The following is a 20,710-nucleotide window of genomic DNA, read 5'->3' as shown; positions in this document are numbered from 1 at the left end:
GAAACAAGCCTGACTGCCCGCCTTCTCGAGGTCATGGAAAAGGACATTATACCCCTGACGGAACAGGGTGTCGCCGCCGGAAACAAGATCTTCGGTGCGGCGCTTCTCAGGAAGTCGGACCTGTCTCTTGTGCTGGCAGAAACCAACAACGAGCTGGAAAACCCGCTATGGCACGGCGAAGTGCATACGCTGAAGCGATTCTACGAAATGGCAGATCGCCCCAGGCCTTCCGACCTGATTTTTCTCTCTACCCATGAACCTTGCACCATGTGCATGTCGGCAATCACCTGGGCAGGCTTCGATAATTTCTACTTTTTCTTCAGCCATGAAGACAGCCGGGATGCTTTTGCCATTCCTCATGACCTGAAAATTCTGAAAGAGGTTTTCGGGTTGGAACCCGGCGGCTATCGCAAGCAAAACGCCTTCTGGCACAGCTTCTGGCTCAACGACATGATCGAACTGGCCGATGACAGTGAAAGACAGGCGTTGATGGTGCAGGCAGAGCGCATTCGTGCCCGATATGGCGATCTTTCCGCCCGCTACCAATCCGGCAAGAGCGACAACGACATACCCCTCAATTGAGAAAGGGCGAAAGGCAAATGAAGCCTTCGAAAGATATTGGACGGCTGATCGAAATCATGGCCGCGCTGCGCCAGCCCGAAACCGGCTGCCCCTGGGACGTGCAACAGACCTTCGAGAGCATCAAGCCCTACACGATCGAGGAGGCCTATGAGGTTGCCGATGCCATAGAGCGCAACGATCCCGACGATCTTTGCGAGGAACTGGGCGATCTTCTGCTGCAAGTGGTGTTCCATGCGCAAATGGCCGAGGAGCAGGGCCTGTTCAGCTTTGGCGATGTGGTGGAGGCAATCACAGCCAAGATGATCCGCCGCCATCCGCATGTGTTTGACCGCTCCGAGGCCGACACGCCCGAAACGGTCAAGGCACAATGGGACGCGATCAAACAGCAGGAAAAACGCGAGCGCACCGCCCGCCGCGCCGCGCGCGGCATTGCGCGCGATGACAAGCACGGTCTGCTGGGCCAGGTGCAGCGCAGTTTTCCAGCCCTCACCGAAGCACTCAAACTTCAGGAGCAAGCGGCAAAAGTCGGCTTCGATTGGAATGCGGCGGAACCTATTCTCGACAAGATCGAAGAGGAAATCGCCGAATTGCGCGAGGCACTGGCTGAAAAGAAGCACGAGCGCATAAAGGACGAGCTTGGAGACCTGATTTTCGCACTCGTCAATATCGGTCGCCATGTCAAGGCGGATCCCGAACAGGCGCTGCGCGGCACGAACACAAAATTCCGCAGACGATTCCGGCATATAGAAGAAAATCTTGAGCGAAACGGTGAAGCGCTCGAAGGCGCTACACTCGCACGCATGGAAGAGTTGTGGCAAGACGCCAAGGCGCTAGAACAGCAGCAGGATGTTTGACGATATCGTTCCCGTTAAAACAGACGGTGCAGTATACGACGCAATGGCTTTGCGCCAGTTTGCCCCTCTCTGCTCTGCCGGATATCTCCCCTTGATGCATTTCCGGCAAAAGTGTAGTCGGTTTTGCATCCGGAAATGCGCCGAAACAAGGAGTTAGAGCATTCCAAGTGAACCCGTGTTCACCGGAAGTGCTCAGGTGCTTTTCCGATGGTCTTGAGCTGATCCGCTGCCCAAATGTTCACCAGTTGCAGGGACGGGGCTTTGTCACTGCGCTTGCTGAGTCCGCTCAAACCCACAGCAGTGAACCGACACTGTTGAGTGATAATAGATATTTATAGCACGCGGATCCGGAATCGAGCCAAAGATACGAACCCTCCATTCCAGGGATCAATGGATCAATTTACACCATACGATCAATATTTTATTCTAATATGCGATTCCCCTGCTATGGACAGGGGAATCTTTCAAGGATGAGTTCAGATTAGCGGCAGACACGGGTCTTGCGAATGACGACCTCGCCACGATGACGGTAGCGTTCAGTCTTGGTCCAGCAACGCGTGCGGGTTTGGCGCCAGGCGCGGCGCTCTTCATGGTGATGATGTCGGTAGGCAGGACCATGGCGATAATACTGGCCATCCGAAACCGTCACGGACACGCCCTGGGCGGCACTGGGAGCGGCCGTGGCGGCAATGCAGCCCAGACCGATGAGGCAAGCAGCGATAAACTTCTTCATGTTTCCTCCTGAACCGTATTCGGTTCGTGGTTTCGATTTCAGCCGTGGCGGCGGACTGCGCACCCGGCTGCTGGAACAACCATCCGGAGAGGTGCTTGCGCGATTCGCGCAACCATCCTCACCTTGAAACCGGCTTAAATCCGGCTCCATGAATTTCCGCTGAGGGTAACGTTCATCCTCGCGACAGGTTTCACCCACAAGGGCGGATTTTCTGGTTATTTTGAAATGATGAAGCCTATTCAACATCTTGTGATAGCGCTTCAAGCTCTTCGGCGTCGCAGTTCGGCACAGTGAAATCGCATGTTGCGCTTGCCGGAACAAACCTCTTCCTGTATGAATCGCCGCGTTCGGGCATTATGATCCCGGAGACTGGACTGATCGTGTAGGACCGCAAGACTGTGGTCATGGTGGCTATACCACCGGGTGTAGATGTTCTTTCCCCGTTATCGGACTTCCGATCCGCCCCTTTTTGCGGGCGATCCATGCGCTGCGCTCAGGGCGGCGCGCTTTATGAAACTCAAGGGAAGGACTTCATCCCATGGCCACCAAAGGCACCGTAAAATTCTTCAACCAGGACAAGGGCTTCGGCTTCATCACCCCGGAAGGCGGCGCTAAGGACGTATTCGTCCACATTTCCGCTCTTCAGGCTGCCGGCCTCCAGACCCTCAAGGACGGCCAGCAGGTTACGTTCGACACCGAGCCGGATCGCATGGGCAAGGGCCCGAAGGCTGTGAACATCCGCGCCGCCTGATTTTACCGTCACTTCCCGGCACTCTGCGCGCTTGGGAAATGACGTGTAAGACATAAAAAGCGCCGATCTGACTCTCTCAGATCGGCGCTTTTTTACATTATGCCAGGTTTCAGGACACAAAGCCGATCCTGCCTTTTTCCAAGCGAACAGTCTATGCCGCGCGAACTGGCCCCGCCGCCACATCGACCTCAGCGAAAGCAGCGGTAATAATTTCCGGCCCCGCGCCCGGCCTTGTCGCATCCGCCGACAAAATCTGGCGAAAGCGGCGAGCACCGGCAAAACCTTGAAAGAGCCCCACCATGTGGCGGGTGAGATGCACCAGCCTGCCGCCGTCGGCGATATGGCGGGCCGCGTGCTCCATCATCGCCTGGCAGATGGTGCTCCAATCCACAGCCTCAGCCGGATCTCCATAAATCGCATGATCGACGCCGGTCAGCAGCGTGGCATTATGATAAGCCGCCCGCCCAAGCATCACGCCATCCATGACGGCCAGATGGGCCCTGGCCTCTTCCAGCGTGGTGATGCCGCCATTTATCCCCATGAAGACCTTTGGATGACGCGCTTTCATGCGATGAACCAGCGGATAATCGAGCGGCGGAATTTCGCGGTTTTCCTTGGGGCTCAATCCCTGAAGCCACGCTTTGCGCGCATGGATCCATATGCCATCCACGCCAGCGCCAACCATGCGGTCGATAAAATCGGGAAGCACGGCTTCCGGCTCCTGCTCGTCCACGCCAATCCGGCATTTGACGGTTACTGGCACCGGCGAAACCTTCTTCATCGCCGTCACACAGGCCTCCACGGTCTGCGGTTCACGCATGAGACATGCGCCGAATGTTCCGGCCTGAACGCGGTCAGAGGGGCAGCCGACATTCAGGTTGATTTCGTCATAACCCCAATCCGACGCAATGCGCACCGCCTCTACCAGCTTCACAGGATCCGAACCGCCAAGCTGAAGCGCCAGCGGATGCTCGCTTTCGTGAAAATCCAGCAGCTTGTTCCGCTTGCCGTGAATAATGGCGTCGGCCACCACCATTTCCGTATAGAGCAAGGCATGACCGCTGAGCAGCCTGTGAAAACGGCGACAATGCGTATCCGTCCAGTCGATCATTGGGGCGACGGCGAAGACGGGTAAGGACAGATGAGATTTTTCTTTTTTTTCAGTCATCTGTGACACTTCTTTCTTGATATGGTTTAGCTTTCGATTGCTGTTTCGAAAGGCAAATTGTTTCCGCCTTGCCGAAAGCCTCGCGGCCACTGCGCCAATACCTCAGCAAAGACAAAGGCCGGGATTATTCCCGGCCTTCTATATTAATTACGCGACAGGATCAAAGGGCGCAAAACGCCTTCAGTTTACGATTGTCGCCTCGGTGGCGGCGCGGATTTCGGCTTCCGACACGCCTTCCGCCACCTCGATCAGCTTCAAGCCGCCCTCCACCACGTCGAGAACGCCGAGATTGGTGATGATGCGATCCACCACGCCCTTGCCTGTCAGTGGCAGGGTGCAGGCTTTCAACACCTTTGATTCGCCCGCCTTGTTGGTGTGATCCATAACGACGACCACGCGCTTTACGCCTGCCACGAGATCCATGGCGCCGCCCATGCCTTTTACCAGCTTGCCGGGAATCATCCAGTTTGCCAGATCGCCGTTTTCGGCAACCTCCATGGCGCCCAGAATGGCCATGGCGATTTTGCCGCCGCGGATCATCGCAAAGCTCTGCGCGGAGTCGAAAAAGGCCGAGTGAGGCAGTGCCGTCACCGTCTGCTTGCCCGCATTGATGAGATCGGCATCGATCTCGTCCTCGGTGGGAAAGGGTCCGATGCCGAGCAGACCATTCTCCGATTGCAGCGTGACGTGAACGCCTTCGGGAATGTAGTTGGCAACCAGTGTGGGAATGCCGATGCCAAGATTGACATAGGTTCCATCTTCAAGTTCGCGGGCAGCACGCGCTGCCATCTGGTTTCTGTCCCAAGCCATGCCGTTTCTCCCCGCCTTATGCCTTTGCCCGTGTGGTGCGCTGCTCGATGCGCTTTTCATGCTCGCCCTGAATGAGGCGATGCACGTAAATGCCGGGCAGGTGAATGTGATCCGGATCGAGACTTCCGGCAGGAACGATCTCCTCCACCTCGGCCACGCAGATCTTGCCGCAGGTGGCGGCAGGCGGGTTGAAGTTGCGCGCCGTCTTGCGGAAGATCAGATTGCCGGTCGTATCTGCCTTCCACGCCTTGACGATGGAAAGATCGGCAACGATGCCCGTTTCCAGCACATAGGTCTCGCCGTTGAAGGTCTTCAGCTCCTTGCCTTCCGCGACAACGGTTCCGACGCCGGTGCGGGTATAGAAGCCGGCAATACCGGCACCCCCTGCCCGCATACGCTCAGCCAGCGTGCCTTGCGGGTTGAATTCCAGCTCCAGCTCGCCACTGAGATATTGCCGCATGAATTCGGCGTTTTCGCCGACATAGGAAGAGATCATTTTCTTGATCTGGCGGGTCTTGAGCAATACGCCCAGGCCGAAATCATCGACGCCGCAATTGTTCGAGGCAATGGTCAGTTCCTTGACACCAGAGTCCCGCAGGGCCGAAATCAGCAATTCGGGAATGCCGCAAAGGCCAAAGCCACCTGCGGCAATAAACATGCCGTCGAATAAAACTCCATCAAGCGCCGCCTGGGCGTTCTCATAGACCTTTTTCATACTCTCCCCTTTACACTCCTCTGGTTGCGGATGGGTGCGTCCCATCTTTCCACTCCCGTAAAACCGAAGCAATCGCCGCGCGCCCTTTTATCGCTCTGGTCTTCAGCTTTCGAGCCAGGGCTTTATGGACATAATAAGATTGATTTGAAAATCACATCATTGGAATTGAAAACGATTCCGCGCATTTTTCAAGCGCACATTCCCTGCCCCGTTATCGGGCCCGTCAGACACGGCATTGCGCACATAGGCCGCGAATCTCGATGGTGGTTTTTTCCGCCTTGAAACCCTGTGCCTTTGCCCAGTCCTCCAGACGATGATCGATGCTGTGATCATGAAATTCACGCACATGGCCGCATCGCTCGCAAATGGCAAAGGCGACCGTGCCGTGGTTGCAGCAATCATGTTGCGGATGCGCGCAGGCCACGAAGGCGTTCAGGCTTTCCAGCCGATGCACCAGCCCGAATTCCAGCAGCTTTTCGAGAGCGCGATAGACTTGCAGCGGTGCGCGAAAGCCATGGTCACGCAGTTTATCAAGAATGGAATAGGCCGAAAGCGGCCCATCTGCCTTTTCCAGCGCCTGATAGACGAGTGTCTGATTGCGGGTAAGTTGCTGTGTAGACATATCTTCATCCTTTCAGGGCACGGCTGCCCCGGAGCGGCAGCAGGCTGAGCAGGAAAAGGACCAGCGCCGCGACGACGATGGAGGGTCCCGATGGTGTATCATAGCTGAGCGAACCGTAAAGCCCGCCAATAACGGCCCCCGCGCCGATCACCGAGGCCAGAAGCGCCATGGTTTCCGGCGTTGCGGCAAAGCGCCTTGCTGTTGCCGCCGGAATAATCAGCAGCGCCGTCATCAGCAGAATGCCGACGATCTTCATGGCAATGGCAATGACCAGCGCCAGGAGCAACATGAAAATAAACCGTGCGCGCTCCGGCTTCAGCCCTTCGGCTTCGGCAATATCTTCGCTGACCGTTGCCGCCAGAAGCGGGCGCCACAACAGGCAAAGAACGGCAATGACGAAGGCACCGCCCAGCCAGACCACGAGAACATCCTGCGAGGTAACGGCCAGAATGTCGCCGAACAGATAGGACATGAGATCGATGCGAATCCATGTCATGAAGGCGACCAGAACAAGGCCGATCGCAAGCGTCGAATGGCTGAGAATGCCAAGAAGCGAATCGGCGGAAAGGCCCTTGCGCCGTTGCAGCACCAGCAGCAGCACCGACACCAGTGCCGCCACGGCAAAGACGCTGACGGTGATATTGATGGAAAACATCAGCGCAAGCGCCACACCCAGAAGCGACGAATGGGCCATGGTGTCGCCAAAATAGGCCATACGCCGCCAGATGATGAAACAGCCGAGCGGCCCGACCGTCAGCGCCAGCCCGATGCCCGCAAGAAGCGCCCTCAGGAAGAAATCATCCATGGCGATGCTCCTTGTTCCCATGCCCGGCGGCATGGTCGTGGCGGTGATCGTGCGGGTCGCCATGGTGGTGATGGCCATCGCCCGGATGGCAATGATCCGTAACCGAACCGTCACTGTGCAGAACCCGGCCATCCGGCAGATGGGTATGGTCATGGCGATGATTGTAGACAGCGAGCATATTGGCGGCGGCCGCACCAAAAAGGCGCTGATATTCGGCACTGGCGCTGACGCTTTGCGGCGTGCCGCGACAGCAGACATGTCCGTTGAGACAGACCACCGTATCCGTCTCGGCCATGACCAGATGGAGATCATGGGAAATCAGCAGCACACCACAGCCGCTTTCCCGGCGTATCCTTGAAATCAACTCGTAAAGGGCGATCTCTCCGGCAAAATCCACGCCTTGCACCGGCTCATCCAGCACCAGCAGGTCAGGCTTGAGCGCAATGGCGCGGGCCAGAAGCGCACGCTGGAATTCGCCGCCGGAAAGATTGTGCACCTCCGCCCCGGAAAGATGCGGCACCCCGACCGCCGCAAGTGCATCGGCAATCGCCGCATCGTCCAGCCGTGCGGTGAGCTGCATCATCCGCCGCACGGTCAGCGGCATCGTGCGGTCAATCGCCAGCTTTTGCGGAACGTAGCCGATCCGCACCCCCGAAAGCCGTTCAGCCGCGCCCTCGTCCGCCTTCAGGATACCGATGGCAAGCTTGGCCGTGGTGGATTTTCCAGACCCGTTGGGCCCGATGAGCGTGATGATTTCACCCCGATGAACGGAGAGATCGACACCGCGCACCAGCCATCGGCCATCCCTTTCGATGCCGGCATTGCGAAGCGTCACAAGGGGCGAGCGGACTGGGGACGACAAGTGGATCTGGCCTTTCAGGAAATGAGCTTGCATGAGCCTATGGCACACGTTATAGGGTTACGCAACTAATGTAATAACGTTACACGCTTATACCAGACCCCGCCAGCACGGTCTGTTGCCATTTTTTCCTGAACAGGTTGCCCCTGGGCAGGCAAGAATGTGTGGCCGGTGTTGCAAATGCGAAGGACATGCCCGGATGAAGACCTTGAAACACACCCTTCTCGCCAGTCTCCTCTGCCTCGTCACACCGGCTCTAGGGGTGGCGGCTCCCAAGGTGGTTGCCTCGGTCAAGCCGGTGCATTCCATTGTCGCCGCCATCATGGAGGGGGCGGGCTCGCCCGATCTTCTGGTGGAAGGCGCCGGTTCTCCGCACGCCTACAGCCTCAAACCCTCCAAGGCGCGGCAACTGGAAAAGGCAGACCTTGTTTTCTGGGTTGGACCGGGACTTGAAAGCTTTCTGGAAAAGCCGCTCGATGCGCTATCCGGCCACGCAGAGGTCGTCGAGCTTTCTACGGCACAAGGCGTGATACGTCTGCCGCTGCGAGAAGGCGGGGCATTCGATGCCCACGACCATGACCATGAGGGCGGGGACCATAAAGACCATGCGGGCGCGCATGGCCATGACGAGCACGCCCATCAGGATGCACATGAACATGAAGGAATGGACATGCATCTCTGGCTCGATCCGGACAATGCGCGGGCCATCGCCCGGACCGTTGCGGCAAAGCTCGCGGCCAAGGATCCCGCCAATGCCGCCCTCTATGACAAAAACCTCAAGGGTTTCGAGCAGCGCATGGACGCGCTGGATAGCGAATTGAAGACCAGTCTTGGCCCGGTAAAGGACAAGCCCTTCATCGTCTTCCACGATGCCTATCAATATTTCGAGCATCACTATCAGGTGGCGGTCGCCGGATCGATCACGGTCAGCCCGGATGTGGCGCCCGGCGCAGAGCGTGTCGCCCAGGTTCACGGCAAGGTGAAGAGCCTCTCCGCTGCCTGCATCTTCGCCGAACCGCAATTTCCGCCCAAGCTCATCGCCGTGGTTGCCGAAGGCACGGATGCCCGCACCGGCACCCTCGATCCGCTGGGCGCCGACATCAAGGACGGCCCCGACCTTTACCCAACCCTCATGCGCAACCTTGCCGCCAACCTGGTGAAATGCCTGGGTCAGGGGTAAGGGTCAGGCTGGCCCGTCGGTGGTCTGCCTCGCACGCAACGCGGCCATGATCTGGTGAGAGGCGGGCCGCGTATTTTCCTTGCCCAGACAGAGCACAAGCTGCCGGGCGGCAATGGTGCCTATTTCCTTGTTATCGACAAACATCGTCGTCAGGGCGGGGGAGATTTTGGAGGCGAGTTCGATGTCGTCGAAGCCCGTGATGGAAAAATCGCCCGGAATACGCGCTCCTGCCTGCGTCAGACCAATATGCACGCCCAACGCCAGCGTATCATTGCCGCAAACAATGGCTGTCGGACGTGTTTCCGGCGCCTCTGCGGCAAGCTGACGCGCCGCCCTTATTCCAAAATCCAGACTGGCCTTGCCGGTAAAGAAATGGTGCTGCGCCAATTTCAGCCCGGCCCGCGACAGCGCACTATCGATGCCGCGCAAACGGGCCAGAACACGATCATTATTGTCGCTCGGCTGCATGACGACGGCAAAGCGCCGATGGCCGAGGTTCAGAAGATAATCTGTGATCTGGATGAAGGCTGCCTCATTGTCAAAGCCGATCATGGCATGGGGGGCGTCTTTCCGGTAGGCATAGGTCAGAACATAGGGAATGCGCAGCGCGTCCAGCTTGTCATAAAGTGCCTGCGGATGGGTTTCTCCCGCCAGCGCCAGCGCCTCGACACCAGTTTCTATCATCGCCTTGGCCTGCCTGAAGCTGAGGTCCGGATCATAATTGGAACAGGCGATCAACAGGTTCAGTCCGTGTTCGGCAAAGACGCGCTGCATCGCGCCGACCTGATGCGAGAAAATTTCGTTATCGAGCGTCGGGATAATAACACCAGCGATATGAGTGCGGTTTGAGGCAAGCGCGCGGCCCGCAGCATTGGGAACCCAGCCCAGGGCTTTCGCCGTGGAAAAAATCCTGTCCCGCGTTTCCGGCGAAACCCGCTCCGGCATATTGAAGGCGCGAGACACCGTTGCGGTGGACACGCCGGCACGGCGTGCAACTTCCTCCAGCCGCGCCCTGCCGCTGCCTTCCCGCACGCGCCGGGCCTGCGTGGCAGGCTCATCAGGTTTTTCCGTCATGTCATTTCCGTTCAGAGAACCAGACGTCACGCTACAGCCGAAACCTCGGATGCAGTGATGGGCTTTTTGCGGCAAATGCCCCGCAAGAACAAGTCACTCCGGCATGTCTGCCTGTGCGTCGGCGTGAAGGACACATATCGATGCTGCAAGAGGGCGGCATGGAAACGGAAAGCCAGCATCGAAATTGCGCGGGTCAGATTGCCCCATGACTGAGATTCTGCGTTGACACTCTTGGCAAAGCAGAGCATGTAAGCGCTTACATACCGGTTGCAAGGAGGAGCTTGCGATTGCCTTCACGGGGCGCGCGCCTCTCCTCTGCCGACCCAATAAAAAGTCGGGACAGAACGCTCCTGACGGTAATTACGTTTACGGAGGAGATAGATGAGCAGCATTTCCAGTTCGCAGACCATGCCCGCAGCGGCGGAACCCTCAAAGGCGCCACCCCGCATCCGGCGAATGCAGATTACCTCGCTTTGCCTTTTGGTCGTGGCCGGTGTCATCAACTATATGGATCGCGGCACATTGGCGGTTGCCAATCATCGCATCGCCGAGGACATGGGCCTGTCACTGGGCGAAATGGGCCTTCTCCTCTCCGCCTTCTCCTGGAGCTATGCGCTGGCACAGTTGCCGGTCGGCGCCATGGTGGACCGGTTCGGCCCACGCCGGTTGCTGGGCTACGGCCTTGTCTTCTGGTCGCTGGCGCAGGCTGCCGGTGGTCTGGTGACGTTTTTTGCCCAGTTCGTCCTGAGCCGTATCGGGCTTGGCGTTGGCGAGGCTCCGCAGTTTCCCTCGGCAGCGCGTGTCGTCAGCAACTGGTTTCCGGTCAGCAAGCGCGGTGTTCCAACGGGCATCTTCAATTCGGCCTCGCCGCTTGGCACGGCTATTGCGCCCCTGCTTCTAACCCAGTTGCTGATCGTCCTCGACTGGCGCTGGGTGTTCATCATCACCGGCGCTGCCGGTCTGGTCATGGCCTGCCTCTGGTTCATGCTCTACAAGGATCCTGCGAATATGGGGCTGAGCGCCGAGGAAAAGGCCTACCTTACCTCCGAGGCAGAAGAGGCCCAGCAGAAAGTGACGTTGGGCGATTGGGGCAAGCTGTTTTCCTATCGCGCCACCTGGGGCATGATCATTGGCTATTTCGGCAATGTCTATCTCAACTGGGTCTATCTGAGCTGGCTGCCTGCCTATCTGGTCAATGAACGGCACATGTCGCTTTCCCGCACGGGTTTCATGGCGTCGGTACCGTTCTTTTGCGGTTTCATTGGCTGCCTGGTTGCCGGCTGGCTTTCCGACAAGATCATCAAGAGAACCGAGGCATCTCCGGTTCGCGGCCGCCGTGTGCCTGTCGTGATCGCCATGTTGGGCATGGCCGCCTTTACCGTGCCAGCCGCACTGGTGCAGGATAACAACATTGCCGTGTTCTGCATTTCCGTGGTGATCTTCCTTACCAATGCCGCTTCGGCCTGCTCCTGGGCACTGGTAACAGCAGTGGCGCCTAAAAACCGCGTGGCCTCGCTTGGCTCGCTCCAGAATTTCGGCGGTTTCCTTGGCGGCTCTCTGGCGCCGATCGCAACGGGTTTCATCGCGCAATATTCTTCCTTCGTCCCGGCCTTGCTGACGGGTGCGGCCATCGCCTTCCTCGGCGCCGCCAGCTACTTCCTGCTGGTGCGTGAGCCGATGGAACAGGCCTGAGCCCGACAAAAATATGCAGCCTTCCGGGCTTGCCCGGAGGGCAATACTCAAATCGAAAACGGATACTGATGATGACCAGCCAAGCTCCCGCCATTCAGGGCGTCATTCCCGTCATGCTGACCCCCTTTCTCGACAACGGGCAGATCGACTATCCCGGTCTGGAACGCCTGATAGAGTGGTATATTGCCCACGGATCGAGCGCCTTGTTTGCCGTCTGCCAATCCAGCGAGATGATGTTCCTGTCTCTGGAAGAGCGCGTGCAGCTTGGGCGCTTCGTTGTCGAAAAGACGGCAGGCCGCATCCCGGTCGTGGTATCCGGCCATATCAGCGACGATCTCGACGCCCAGCTTGAGGAATTGCACGCCATGAGCCGTGTCGGGGCCGACGCCCTCATCCTCGTGACCAATCATCTCGATCCGAAGAATCAGGGAACCGGCGCCTTCAAGGCGACATTGGACGCCATTCTTGCCGCCCTGCCGCAGGATCTGCCGCTCGGCCTTTATGAATGCCCTGCCCCGTACCGCCGCCTGTTGAGCGACGAGGAACTGTCTTACTGCGCAAATAGCGGCCGCTTCATCATGCTGAAGGATGTGAGCTGCGATCTGGACACCGTAAAGCGCCGCTTGAAGCTGACGGAAGGCACCCCGCTGAAGATCCTCAATGCAAACGCTGCAATCGCCTGGAACGCCATGCAGGCGGGCGTGCCCGGTTTCAACGGCGTCTTCACCAATTTCCACCCCGATCTTTACAACTGGCTCTGGCGTGAGGGTAAAAACCATCCGCAACTGGCCGAAGAACTTGCGACGTTTCTGGTTCTTTCTGCGGTATCGGAATCGCTTGGATACCCGGCGCTCGCCAAGCTCTACCATCAGCGCATCGGCACCTTCGGCAGCATTCGCTGCCGCGTCATCGATTACGACATTCGCGAACGTTTCTGGGCGCTGGATGCCGTTCTCGACAAAATCGTCGCCGGTACGGAGCACTTCCGCCAACGGATCGCCAGCCTGTAATCAATGATGTGGAAGCAGGATGGCTTTCCTCTCCCCCCATGGGCCGCCCGCGCGCGGCTCATGGGCATTCGGGCACGGATTCGGCCTGCATAATTTTTATCTTGGTGTGGATCTATCATGATTGTCGGCTCGCTCGCCCATTGGCCCATGTTCAGGAAAACGCTGCCCGAGGCGCTGCGGCACGCCATCGAGCGCACACTGACGCTGGATCTCGACTCTCTTGCAATCGGGCGCCATCCGATCGAGGGCGATGACATATTCGTCCTCATTCAGGAAATGCCCACGAGACCGGCAAACGACCTTCGCCCGGAAGCCCACCGGCGCTATATCGACATCCAGATTCTGCTCAAGGGCCGGGAGGCTTACGGCTTTTCCTCCCCCAATCCCGACCTGCAACCGGTCGAAGACCGGTTGACGAACCATGACATCGCATTCTATCCGGGTCAGGCGTCCGAAAACTTCGTCACGCTTGCCGCCAATGAATTCATCGTGTTTTTTCCCGGAGAATTCCACCGTCCCTGTTGCGAGGTCGATGGCAGCGAACCAATCCGCAAGGCCGTCATAAAAATCGACGCCAGACTTCTTTGATCTGGTCTTTTGCATCCCGCTTATTCAAGGCCGGATGTCCAACCTTGCTGCATTTTCGGACGGAAAACCGGTGCCCACTTTTCCTGAAAATGCTTTAAAGCAAGCCCAGTTCGGCCAGTTCGCGCTTCAGATCATCGGGCATGGTCTCAAGATTGGCGCCTGAGGCGGAAAGGTCGCGCGGGGCATCCTTGTCTTCGAGGTATCGCCAGCCCTGGAATGGGCGGCGGGGGGCGGGCGTGGTTTCGATCACCTCCGGGCCGAGAATGAGTTCGCAGCGCGTGATTCCATCTCCGCCGGTAAAGGACACGACATCCATCAGGCGTTGTCGGGCTGTCACCTGTCCCTTGATGATCCAGTAAAGCGAGCCGCCATCCAGCAGTTCTTCCAGCCGCTTGGGCACCATGCGCGTCACATGCGAACTATGCGGCTGAAGGCCCGCTGCCATGGCCACCATGGAACGGTCCGCCACCCATTGGCGAAGATCGTCGAGACTGTCTGCACCGACGCAGAGTTTGATGAGATGAAGAGCCATGGAAAAACGAGATAGACCTTTGCGCGCTGGCGTCAAGATGGCTTGCCGTCAACGCCTTTTCAACATTCCACCACGTTGACCGCAAGACCACCCAGCGAGGTTTCCTTGTATTTCTCGCTCATGTCGCTGCCTGTCTGCCGCATGGTTTCCACGCAGGCGTCGAGTGGGACGAAGTGGCTGCCATCCCCCTTGATGGCCAGCGATGCCGCCGTTACCGCCTTGACCGCGCCCACGGCATTGCGCTCGATGCAGGGCACCTGAACAAGCCCGGCAATGGGGTCGCAGGTCATGCCGAGATGATGTTCAAGGGCGATTTCAGCGGCATTTTCCACCTGTTCCGGCGTCCCGCCCATCACGGCGGCGAGCCCCGCAGCAGCCATGGCGGCGGCAGAGCCCACCTCGCCCTGACAGCCGACCTCCGCTCCGGAAATCGATGCATTGTGCTTGATAATGCCGCCGATTGCCGCAGCCGTCAGCAGATAATCACGAACGCCGTCCTGATCGGCATCCGGATGAAAATGCAGGTAGTAGCGAATGCTGGCCGGCACCACACCCGCCGCGCCATTGGTCGGCGCAGTTACCACGCGCCCTCCGGCGGCGTTTTCCTCATTGACGGCCATGGCATAGACCGAGAGCCAGTCATTGGCCAGCACGGGGTTGAAGCGGTTGGAGCGCCACTCCTCCTGCAACTTGTCATGAATAGCCTTGGCGCGTCGCTTGACCTTGAGCCCGCCCGGCAACTGACCCTCGACACGCAAGCCCCGATCAATGCAGCCGCTCATCACCTCCCACAAGCGATCGAGACCGGCATTCAGCGCCTCGCGGCTCAACACCGCCTCTTCATTCGCCCGTTTCATCTGGGCAATGGACAGGCCGGACGCCGATGCCATGGCCAGCATTTGCCGGGCTGTCGAGAAAGGATAGGGTATTTTGACCGACGCCGTCTGTTCCGCTTTCTTCCTGGCCTGCATGGCCTCAAGCTCGGTGTCGGTGACGACGAAGCCGCCGCCGATCGAATAATAGATACGCGACAGAAGGACACGGCCGTCTGCGTCCAGCGCGGAAAATCGCATCCCGTTGGCGTGGCCGGGAAGCGGCGTTTTCTTGTCGAGGACGAGATCGGTGGCGGGCTGGAAACGATAGGCCGGATGGCCGGGGGGACAGACCTCTCCGCTTTTCATCACCGTCTCCACCGTGGCATCCATGCCGTCAGGATCGACTGTATCGGGAAGGACGCCGGTCAGCCCCAGAATAACGGCACGATCGGTTGCATGGCCGACGCCGGTGAAGGCCAGAGAGCCGTGCAGGCTGACCTTTAACTGGAACACGCGCGCCGAAGCAGGCCTTGGCCATTCATCGGACAGGATCAGCGAAAGGAAGCGCCCAGCCGCCGTCATCGGTCCCATGGTGTGCGAACTCGAAGGGCCGATACCGATCTTGAAAACATCGAATACAGAAAGAAACATGAAAATCCGTCCCGCGCCAGAGCGACACACTCAAGGGAGAATGCCGCAAAACGCTGCTTATGCCCGCCGAACCACCGCCATTGTCTTCGCGGAGTGCGACATTCTCCTCCTCTCCTCCCGCCTGTCGCCGTGGGCAGGGAGTGAGAAAACAAAAGGCAGCGCAGCAAAAAGCCGCGCTGCCTCGTCCCCCGCCGGAAATTCCTGCGGATCAGTGCAATATCCCCCGATATGCACTGCAAGCTCAATAAAACATTCGCTGGCGCATCTCAAGCGGTGCCTTGTCATGAAAGCGTTGTCAGGGTGAGAAAAGATCGTCCCGCCACAGGCAGAAATGAGGTATTCTTGCTGCCGGAATCAGTTTGCTTCTGAAGAGTGGCGGCTGTTGCCGGTCCCAAAACCTTGGGGCATTTTCAGGAAAAGTGGAAGCCGGTTTTCCGACTGAAAATGCTTAAAAACAAATAGTCAGAGCGGTTCAATGTTTCCGTGCACAGTACACGACGCTGAGGAATTTGGCGTTACCTACCCCCCTCTGCCTTGCCAGGCATCTCCCCCTCAAGGGGGGAGATTGCAATACGGACAAAGCGCCATCCTTCAAAGAGTATTGGCGATGACGGCCTTTTTCAGGAATTTAGTCAGGGCCTTGATCTTGCCGATCTCCCCCCTTGAGGGGGAGATGTCCGGCAGGACAGAGGGGGGTAAACCACACGCAAAACCGTAGCGTCGTGTACTGTGGTTTCCGTGAAACAATGAAACGCTCTAAGCGAGCCAGAAAAGACAGGACGTCCGTGACCCTATCGTCCCTCACGCCCCTTGATTTCGTTGCCTTGGCATTTTTCGTGTTCAGCTGGTTCGGCTTCGCGCTGATCAGCGGCGGGTATCTTTTTCGCAACCGGGTGAGCTTGAGCCGGGTCATGCAGCAGCACCGCCGCGCCTGGATGTTCAATGCCCTGAAGCGCGACCTGCGCATGATCGACACGCAAATTCTCGCTGGACTGCAAAACGGAACCGCCTTTTTCGCCTCCACCTCCATCATCGCCATTGGCGGCTGCTTCGCCATGCTGGGAGCGACGGAAAAAGTGGATGCCGTTCTGCGTGACCTGCCACTGATCGGTACGGGAGGCCGCGCCGCCTTTGAATTGAAGGTTTGCGGGCTGATCGCCATTTTCGGCTATGCGTTTTTCAAGTTCGGCTGGTCCTACCGGCTGTTCAACTACTGCACCATTCTCTTTGGCGGATTGCCGATGTCGCAAGAGGTGGAGCTTGATCCGCAGGGAGCGGCAAGCAGAACGGAGCGTGTGATCTCCATGAATATCATTGCGGGCAAGCACTTCAATGCCGGGCTGCGCGCCATCTTCATGTCGATCGGCTATCTCGGCTGGTTCCTGAACGCCTACATGTTCATGCTGATGACGGGCTTCATCTTCCTCGTGCTGCTTCATCGGCAATTCTTCTCCGAGGCGCGGGCTGCTGCTGGCGACGTGGCCCCTTGACGATCCCGCGGCCATAACGAAACCAGACAGGACATCATTCAGTGAGCGATGAAAATGCATCGGCGCAACGCCCGCGTATCTTGATAGTGGATAGCCTGCGGGGCCTCGCCCTTCTGGCCATGGCATCCTATCACTTCACCTGGGATCTTGAGTTCTTTGGGTATCTGCCTGAAGGAACTGCCGTTTCCGGGCCACTAAAATATTACGCGCGCGCCATTGCCTCCACATTTCTCTTTCTGGTTGGCGTCGGCCTTGTTCTCGCGCATGGCAGCCGCATCAAATGGAAATCCTTCCGGGTCCGGCTAGGGCAGATTGCGGCGGCGGCGCTGCTTATTTCGCTGGCAACCTATTTTGTCATGGGTGCTGGCTGGATATTCTTTGGCATATTGCACGCCATCGCGCTGATGAGCATTCTGGGTCTTGCCTTCCTCAGGTTGCCTGTGGCGGTCACGGTGCTTGCGGCAATCGCCTGTCTGTTGCTTGGCGCTTACGGCCATTCCAGCCTTTTCGATCCGCCGTGGCTGTGGTGGCTTGGCCTCTCCCAATCTCTGCCGCGTTCGAATGATTACGTGCCGCTCATTCCGTGGTTCGCGCCCGTGCTGTTGGGCATGGCTGCGGCAAGGGTTATGGTTTCGACCGGACTGTTGCATAAGCTTGCAAGGTTTCCAGGCGGTCCAAACCTGTTGCAATGGGCCGGTCGCCACAGTCTGGCCTTTTATCTCATCCATCAGCCCGTGCTGATTTCACTCGTCTATCTTGCCTCTCTCATCGCGCCTGCCCCTGCCCCGGATCCCGCCATCAGCTATGGCAATAGTTGCGAACGATCCTGTGTCGCTGGCGGAACCGATGCAGCGTTTTGCACGCGATTTTGCGCCTGTACCCTGCAAAAACTCCAGCAGCAGCAATTGCTTGCACCGCTACAGTCTGGCGCAATCTTGCCAGCGCAAGATGAAAGGGTCCTGAAGCTGGCGCGGGAATGTACAATCGCCAGCGAGTAAAGCGCCTTCAGGAAAAGTGTCTGCGGTTTTCTGCTTGAAGCTGCGCTTTGCAAGCCAGCGCTTTCGAAGACTGTCGGTGGTTTGTGTTCGTAAGCGCCAATCGACCATTGGGTGCCCTGCCATCGACCATGGCCGGGCTGGGGACAATTTGCCATGAACGCCTATCGAAGACCCTCGTTGAAATATCCATGGCTTCCGCTTGTCTATGGCGGCGCCTGCATGGCGTCCGTCGTTATGGAGCAATATATCGCACCCGGCACCCTGCTGCAATTGCAGGGGCTGTTCCCCGTGATTGCGGGCTGCCTGATCGCCACGCTTGCGGTGGCGCTGGATCTCTGGGCCGTCAATACGATGATTGGCCTCGATACCCCGGTGAGACTGGACCGCTGCGCGCGGCGTCTGGTGACTGAGGGGCCTTACCGTTATACCCGAAATCCGATTTACCTAAGCTATACGCTGCTGATGATTGGCGGCGCCTTGATTTTTGGCAATGAGTGGATGTTGCTTGCCGCCCCGTTGACGGCTCTTGTCACCACCTCGATTGCCATCCGAAAGGAGGAGATGCATCTGCTGTTGCGGTTCGGCGTCGATTTCGAACGGTATTGCCGCAGAACCCGACGCTGGATCTGATCGATCAGCAAGCATGGCAGGGTGAGCGCAAGGTTGCGTTTGCAAATGCCTGTTTTATTGAAGGTCTTTCCGTATTTCCGTGGAGTACGGAAAGACTTGATGCTTTGCATCTTCGCAGTTGCGAACGGAAAACCGCTTCACGCTTTTGCGCGAAATATTTTAGCTACCCACGCCAATCTCGACAAGGCGCGTAAGACAGGCTTCCTCGGCCTGATCCAGTTCACTCAAGGTTTCCTCAATGTCCTTGCGCTTCTGGCGAAGCTCTTCGCGTTTTTCATCGATGCGCTTCATCATCAGCTTCAGCTGACCGATCTCTCCGGGCGGCTCCTTGTAAACATGGACGATTTCGCGAATTTCGGCTATGGTGAAGCCAATGCGCCGTCCGCGCAATATTTCCTGTAGCAGGCGCCGGTCCGCCGCGCGGTAAAGCCGGGTGCGGCCGCGGCGCTCAGGATTCAGCAACCCCTCATCCTCGTAGAACCGAAGGGTGCGGGTGGAGACGCCAAATTCGCGCGTAAGCTCCGTGATGCTGTAAAACTTCTTCAATGCCGGAATGCCTCTGTTTTTCGCTATTTTATTGACCTTGACGTAAAAGTCAATTTCGACCCGCCATTTGCGAAATCGGCCTTCCATACACAAATGCATGAAAAGAGAAGTTTGATAGCAGCACAGCGTGGAAGAAAGCCGGCCAGAGGCGGCTTTCTGCCGATAAGGCAGGGCACCTCAAGCACGTCAGGAGATGGCGAACCACCAGGTTGCCAGCCCGAGGAAGGAGAAGAATCCGGTTATATCCGTAACGGTCGTGACGAAAACCGCAGACGCAACCGCCGGGTCGATATTGAACCGGTCAAGCAGCAGCGGGATCATGATGCCCGCCAGCGCCGCAGCCAGCATGTTGATCAGCATGGCGGTGGCGATGATGCCGCCGATATTGGCGTCGTGAAACCACAGACCGGCGACAACGCCGATCAACACGCCGAAGATCAACCCGTTGAGCAGGCCGACCCCCACCTCACGGCGCACCACGCGAAAGGCGTTGTGAATGTCGAGATTGCGGGTGGCGAGCGCGCGCACTGTCACGGTCATGGTTTGCGATCCGGCATTGCCGCCCATGCCTGCAACAATGGGCATGAGAACGGCCAGCGCCACGATCTGCTCGATGGTGGCCTCGAACAGCGAGATGACCGAAGCCGCCAGAAATGCGGTCAGCAGATTGACCAGAAGCCATGGCACGCGCGAGCGCGACGTTTCCGGAATGGTGTCGGAAAGCTCTTCGTCACCCACGCCGCCCAGGCGCATGATGTCTTCTTCCGCCTCTTCCTGAATAACGTCCACCACATCGTCGATGGTCAGCACCCCGACCAGCCGGTCGCTCTCGTCCACCACGGCGGCGGAGAGAAGGTCGTATTGCTCGAAAAGCTGGGCGGCCTCTTCCTGGTCCATTTGCGCCGGAATGGGGTGGTTGGTTTCGCGCATGATGGTTTCGATCTTCATCGTGCGCTTGGTGCGCAGAATGCGATCGAGATCAACGGCGCCCAGCAGCCGGAAGGTCGGATCGATGACGAAAATCTGCGTGAAACTTTCCGGCAGTTCCTCCTCGTCGCGCATGTAATCAATGGTCTGGCCCACAGTCCAGAAGGGTGGCACGGCGACGAATTCCGTCTGCATACGCCGGCCAGCCGAGCTTTCGGGATAATCCAGCGCCCGGCGCAGGCGCACACGCTCCGTAAAGGGAAGCTGGGCGAGAATTTCTTCCCGGTCTTCCTTGTCCAGATCTTCGAGAATGTAGACGGCATCGTCGGAATCGAGTTCGCCGATGGCAGCCGCGATCTGCTCGTTCGGCATCTGCTCGACGATCTGGAGGCGGATGGCTTCATCCACCTCGGTCAGGGCCGTCATGTCGAAATCGTCGCCCAGCAGACGCACCAGCGCAAGACGCTGATCCGGCTGAATAGCTTGGATCAGATGGCCGAGTTCGGATTCATGCAGCTTGGCAACGTGATTGCGCAGATAAAGCACATCGCGATCGGCAATGGCGGCACAGACGAGCGACAGGAAGTCGTTTCGAACGGAGCCATCCTCGTCATAAATGTCGTCGCGCTCGTCTTCCGTCTGGTCCTTGGGGCGCAGCTCTTCCTCGATCTCACTCAT

The 20,710-nt window shown here is 58.1% G+C and carries 22 protein-coding genes; 10 read left to right on the top strand and 12 right to left on the bottom strand.

What is annotated here, in order from left to right; all coding sequences use genetic code 11:
* Positions 1–33 precede the first annotated feature (33 nt).
* Both T424_RS0103055 and mazG read left to right on the top strand, forming a co-directional pair.
* Positions 34–582, top strand: coding sequence for a nucleoside deaminase (locus tag T424_RS0103055; protein WP_407921374.1), 549 nt, complete (start codon positions 34–36; stop codon positions 580–582).
* 17 nt (positions 583–599) lie between these two features.
* The gene (gene mazG / locus T424_RS0103050) at positions 600–1,436 is read left to right on the top strand and encodes a nucleoside triphosphate pyrophosphohydrolase (protein ID WP_027486414.1); all 837 of its coding nucleotides are present in this window, start codon (positions 600–602) and stop codon (positions 1,434–1,436) included.
* 481 nt (positions 1,437–1,917) lie between these two features.
* On the opposite strand, the gene T424_RS0103045 is transcribed toward mazG, so the two are convergent.
* The gene (locus T424_RS0103045; RefSeq protein ID WP_027486413.1) at positions 1,918–2,169 is read right to left on the bottom strand and encodes a hypothetical protein; all 252 of its coding nucleotides are present in this window, start codon (positions 2,167–2,169) and stop codon (positions 1,918–1,920) included.
* 538 nt (positions 2,170–2,707) lie between these two features.
* Between T424_RS0103045 and T424_RS0103040 the strand changes: the two genes are divergently transcribed.
* A complete protein-coding gene (locus T424_RS0103040; protein ID WP_027486412.1) occupies positions 2,708–2,920 on the top strand; it encodes a cold-shock protein in 213 nt (70 codons plus the stop codon).
* A 151-nt stretch (positions 2,921–3,071) separates the two neighbouring features.
* Here the strand turns inward: T424_RS0103040 and dusA are convergent, their stop codons facing one another.
* From dusA to T424_RS20045, 6 genes are all read right to left on the bottom strand, one after another.
* Positions 3,072–4,088, bottom strand: a complete 1,017-nt coding sequence (dusA, locus tag T424_RS0103035) for a tRNA dihydrouridine(20/20a) synthase DusA (RefSeq protein WP_084268368.1) — start codon at positions 4,086–4,088, stop codon at positions 3,072–3,074.
* Positions 4,089–4,268: 180 nt separating this feature from the next.
* Entirely contained in the window at positions 4,269–4,898 is a 630-nt protein-coding gene (locus T424_RS0103030; protein WP_027486410.1) for a 3-oxoacid CoA-transferase subunit B, read from the bottom strand.
* 16 nt (positions 4,899–4,914) lie between these two features.
* A complete protein-coding gene (locus T424_RS0103025; RefSeq protein ID WP_027486409.1) occupies positions 4,915–5,613 on the bottom strand; it encodes a CoA transferase subunit A in 699 nt (232 codons plus the stop codon).
* 223 nt (positions 5,614–5,836) lie between these two features.
* The gene (locus T424_RS0103020) at positions 5,837–6,235 is read right to left on the bottom strand and encodes a Fur family transcriptional regulator (RefSeq protein ID WP_027486408.1); all 399 of its coding nucleotides are present in this window, start codon (positions 6,233–6,235) and stop codon (positions 5,837–5,839) included.
* A 4-nt stretch (positions 6,236–6,239) separates the two neighbouring features.
* Positions 6,240–7,061 (bottom strand): zinc ABC transporter permease subunit ZnuB, encoded by an 822-nt coding sequence (gene znuB / locus T424_RS0103015; protein WP_027486407.1) that lies wholly within the window; start codon positions 7,059–7,061, stop codon positions 6,240–6,242.
* Entirely contained in the window at positions 7,033–7,935 is a 903-nt protein-coding gene (locus tag T424_RS20045) for an ATP-binding cassette domain-containing protein (RefSeq protein ID WP_051558751.1), read from the bottom strand. Before T424_RS20045 ends, znuB begins: the two co-directional genes overlap by 29 nt.
* A gap of 163 nt (positions 7,936–8,098) precedes the next feature.
* Here T424_RS20045 and znuA point away from each other — a divergent pair, with 163 nt between their 5' ends.
* Positions 8,099–9,079, top strand: coding sequence for a zinc ABC transporter substrate-binding protein ZnuA (znuA, locus tag T424_RS0103005; protein WP_027486406.1), 981 nt, complete (start codon positions 8,099–8,101; stop codon positions 9,077–9,079).
* 3 nt (positions 9,080–9,082) lie between these two features.
* On the opposite strand, the gene T424_RS0103000 is transcribed toward znuA, so the two are convergent.
* On the bottom strand, positions 9,083–10,153 hold the full coding sequence (locus tag T424_RS0103000) for a LacI family DNA-binding transcriptional regulator (protein WP_027486405.1): 1,071 nt from the start codon (positions 10,151–10,153) through the stop codon (positions 9,083–9,085).
* A gap of 408 nt (positions 10,154–10,561) precedes the next feature.
* On the opposite strand from T424_RS0103000, the gene T424_RS0102995 reads away from it, so the two are divergent.
* The 3 genes from T424_RS0102995 to T424_RS0102985 all read left to right on the top strand — a co-directional run bounded on the left by T424_RS0102995 (position 10,562) and on the right by T424_RS0102985 (position 13,443).
* Positions 10,562–11,845 carry an MFS transporter gene (locus T424_RS0102995; RefSeq protein ID WP_027486404.1) on the top strand — a complete coding sequence of 428 codons (1,284 nt, stop codon included), beginning with the start codon at positions 10,562–10,564 and terminating at the stop codon, positions 11,843–11,845.
* A 68-nt stretch (positions 11,846–11,913) separates the two neighbouring features.
* Positions 11,914–12,855 carry a dihydrodipicolinate synthase family protein gene (locus T424_RS0102990; RefSeq protein WP_027486403.1) on the top strand — a complete coding sequence of 314 codons (942 nt, stop codon included), beginning with the start codon at positions 11,914–11,916 and terminating at the stop codon, positions 12,853–12,855.
* A gap of 117 nt (positions 12,856–12,972) precedes the next feature.
* Entirely contained in the window at positions 12,973–13,443 is a 471-nt protein-coding gene (locus T424_RS0102985; protein ID WP_027486402.1) for a YhcH/YjgK/YiaL family protein, read from the top strand.
* A gap of 94 nt (positions 13,444–13,537) precedes the next feature.
* Here T424_RS0102985 and T424_RS0102980 read toward each other — a convergent pair whose 3' ends face one another.
* Positions 13,538–13,975, bottom strand: coding sequence for a DUF1489 family protein (locus T424_RS0102980; protein WP_027486401.1), 438 nt, complete (start codon positions 13,973–13,975; stop codon positions 13,538–13,540).
* A 59-nt stretch (positions 13,976–14,034) separates the two neighbouring features.
* Positions 14,035–15,441, bottom strand: a complete 1,407-nt coding sequence (locus tag T424_RS0102975) for an L-serine ammonia-lyase (protein WP_027486400.1) — start codon at positions 15,439–15,441, stop codon at positions 14,035–14,037.
* A 785-nt stretch (positions 15,442–16,226) separates the two neighbouring features.
* Here T424_RS0102975 and T424_RS0102965 point away from each other — a divergent pair.
* The 3 genes from T424_RS0102965 (at position 16,227) to T424_RS0102955 (ending at position 18,559) form a co-directional block, all read left to right on the top strand.
* Positions 16,227–16,931, top strand: a complete 705-nt coding sequence (locus T424_RS0102965) for a DUF599 domain-containing protein (RefSeq protein WP_027486399.1) — start codon at positions 16,227–16,229, stop codon at positions 16,929–16,931.
* A 41-nt stretch (positions 16,932–16,972) separates the two neighbouring features.
* Positions 16,973–17,929 (top strand): DUF1624 domain-containing protein, encoded by a 957-nt coding sequence (locus T424_RS0102960; RefSeq protein ID WP_027486398.1) that lies wholly within the window; start codon positions 16,973–16,975, stop codon positions 17,927–17,929.
* A gap of 153 nt (positions 17,930–18,082) precedes the next feature.
* Entirely contained in the window at positions 18,083–18,559 is a 477-nt protein-coding gene (locus T424_RS0102955; RefSeq protein WP_027486397.1) for a methyltransferase family protein, read from the top strand.
* A gap of 159 nt (positions 18,560–18,718) precedes the next feature.
* Here the strand turns inward: T424_RS0102955 and T424_RS0102950 are convergent, their stop codons facing one another.
* Both T424_RS0102950 and mgtE read right to left on the bottom strand, forming a co-directional pair.
* The gene (locus T424_RS0102950) at positions 18,719–19,105 is read right to left on the bottom strand and encodes a MerR family transcriptional regulator (protein WP_027486396.1); all 387 of its coding nucleotides are present in this window, start codon (positions 19,103–19,105) and stop codon (positions 18,719–18,721) included.
* Between the two features lie 186 nt (positions 19,106–19,291).
* Positions 19,292–20,710 (bottom strand): magnesium transporter, encoded by a 1,419-nt coding sequence (gene mgtE, locus T424_RS0102945; RefSeq protein WP_027486395.1) that lies wholly within the window; start codon positions 20,708–20,710, stop codon positions 19,292–19,294.

The organism is Allorhizobium undicola ORS 992 = ATCC 700741 (assembly GCF_000621665.1).
Classification (GTDB): domain Bacteria; phylum Pseudomonadota; class Alphaproteobacteria; order Rhizobiales; family Rhizobiaceae; genus Allorhizobium; species Allorhizobium undicola.
This window is presented reverse-complemented; position numbering and strand designations above follow the sequence as displayed.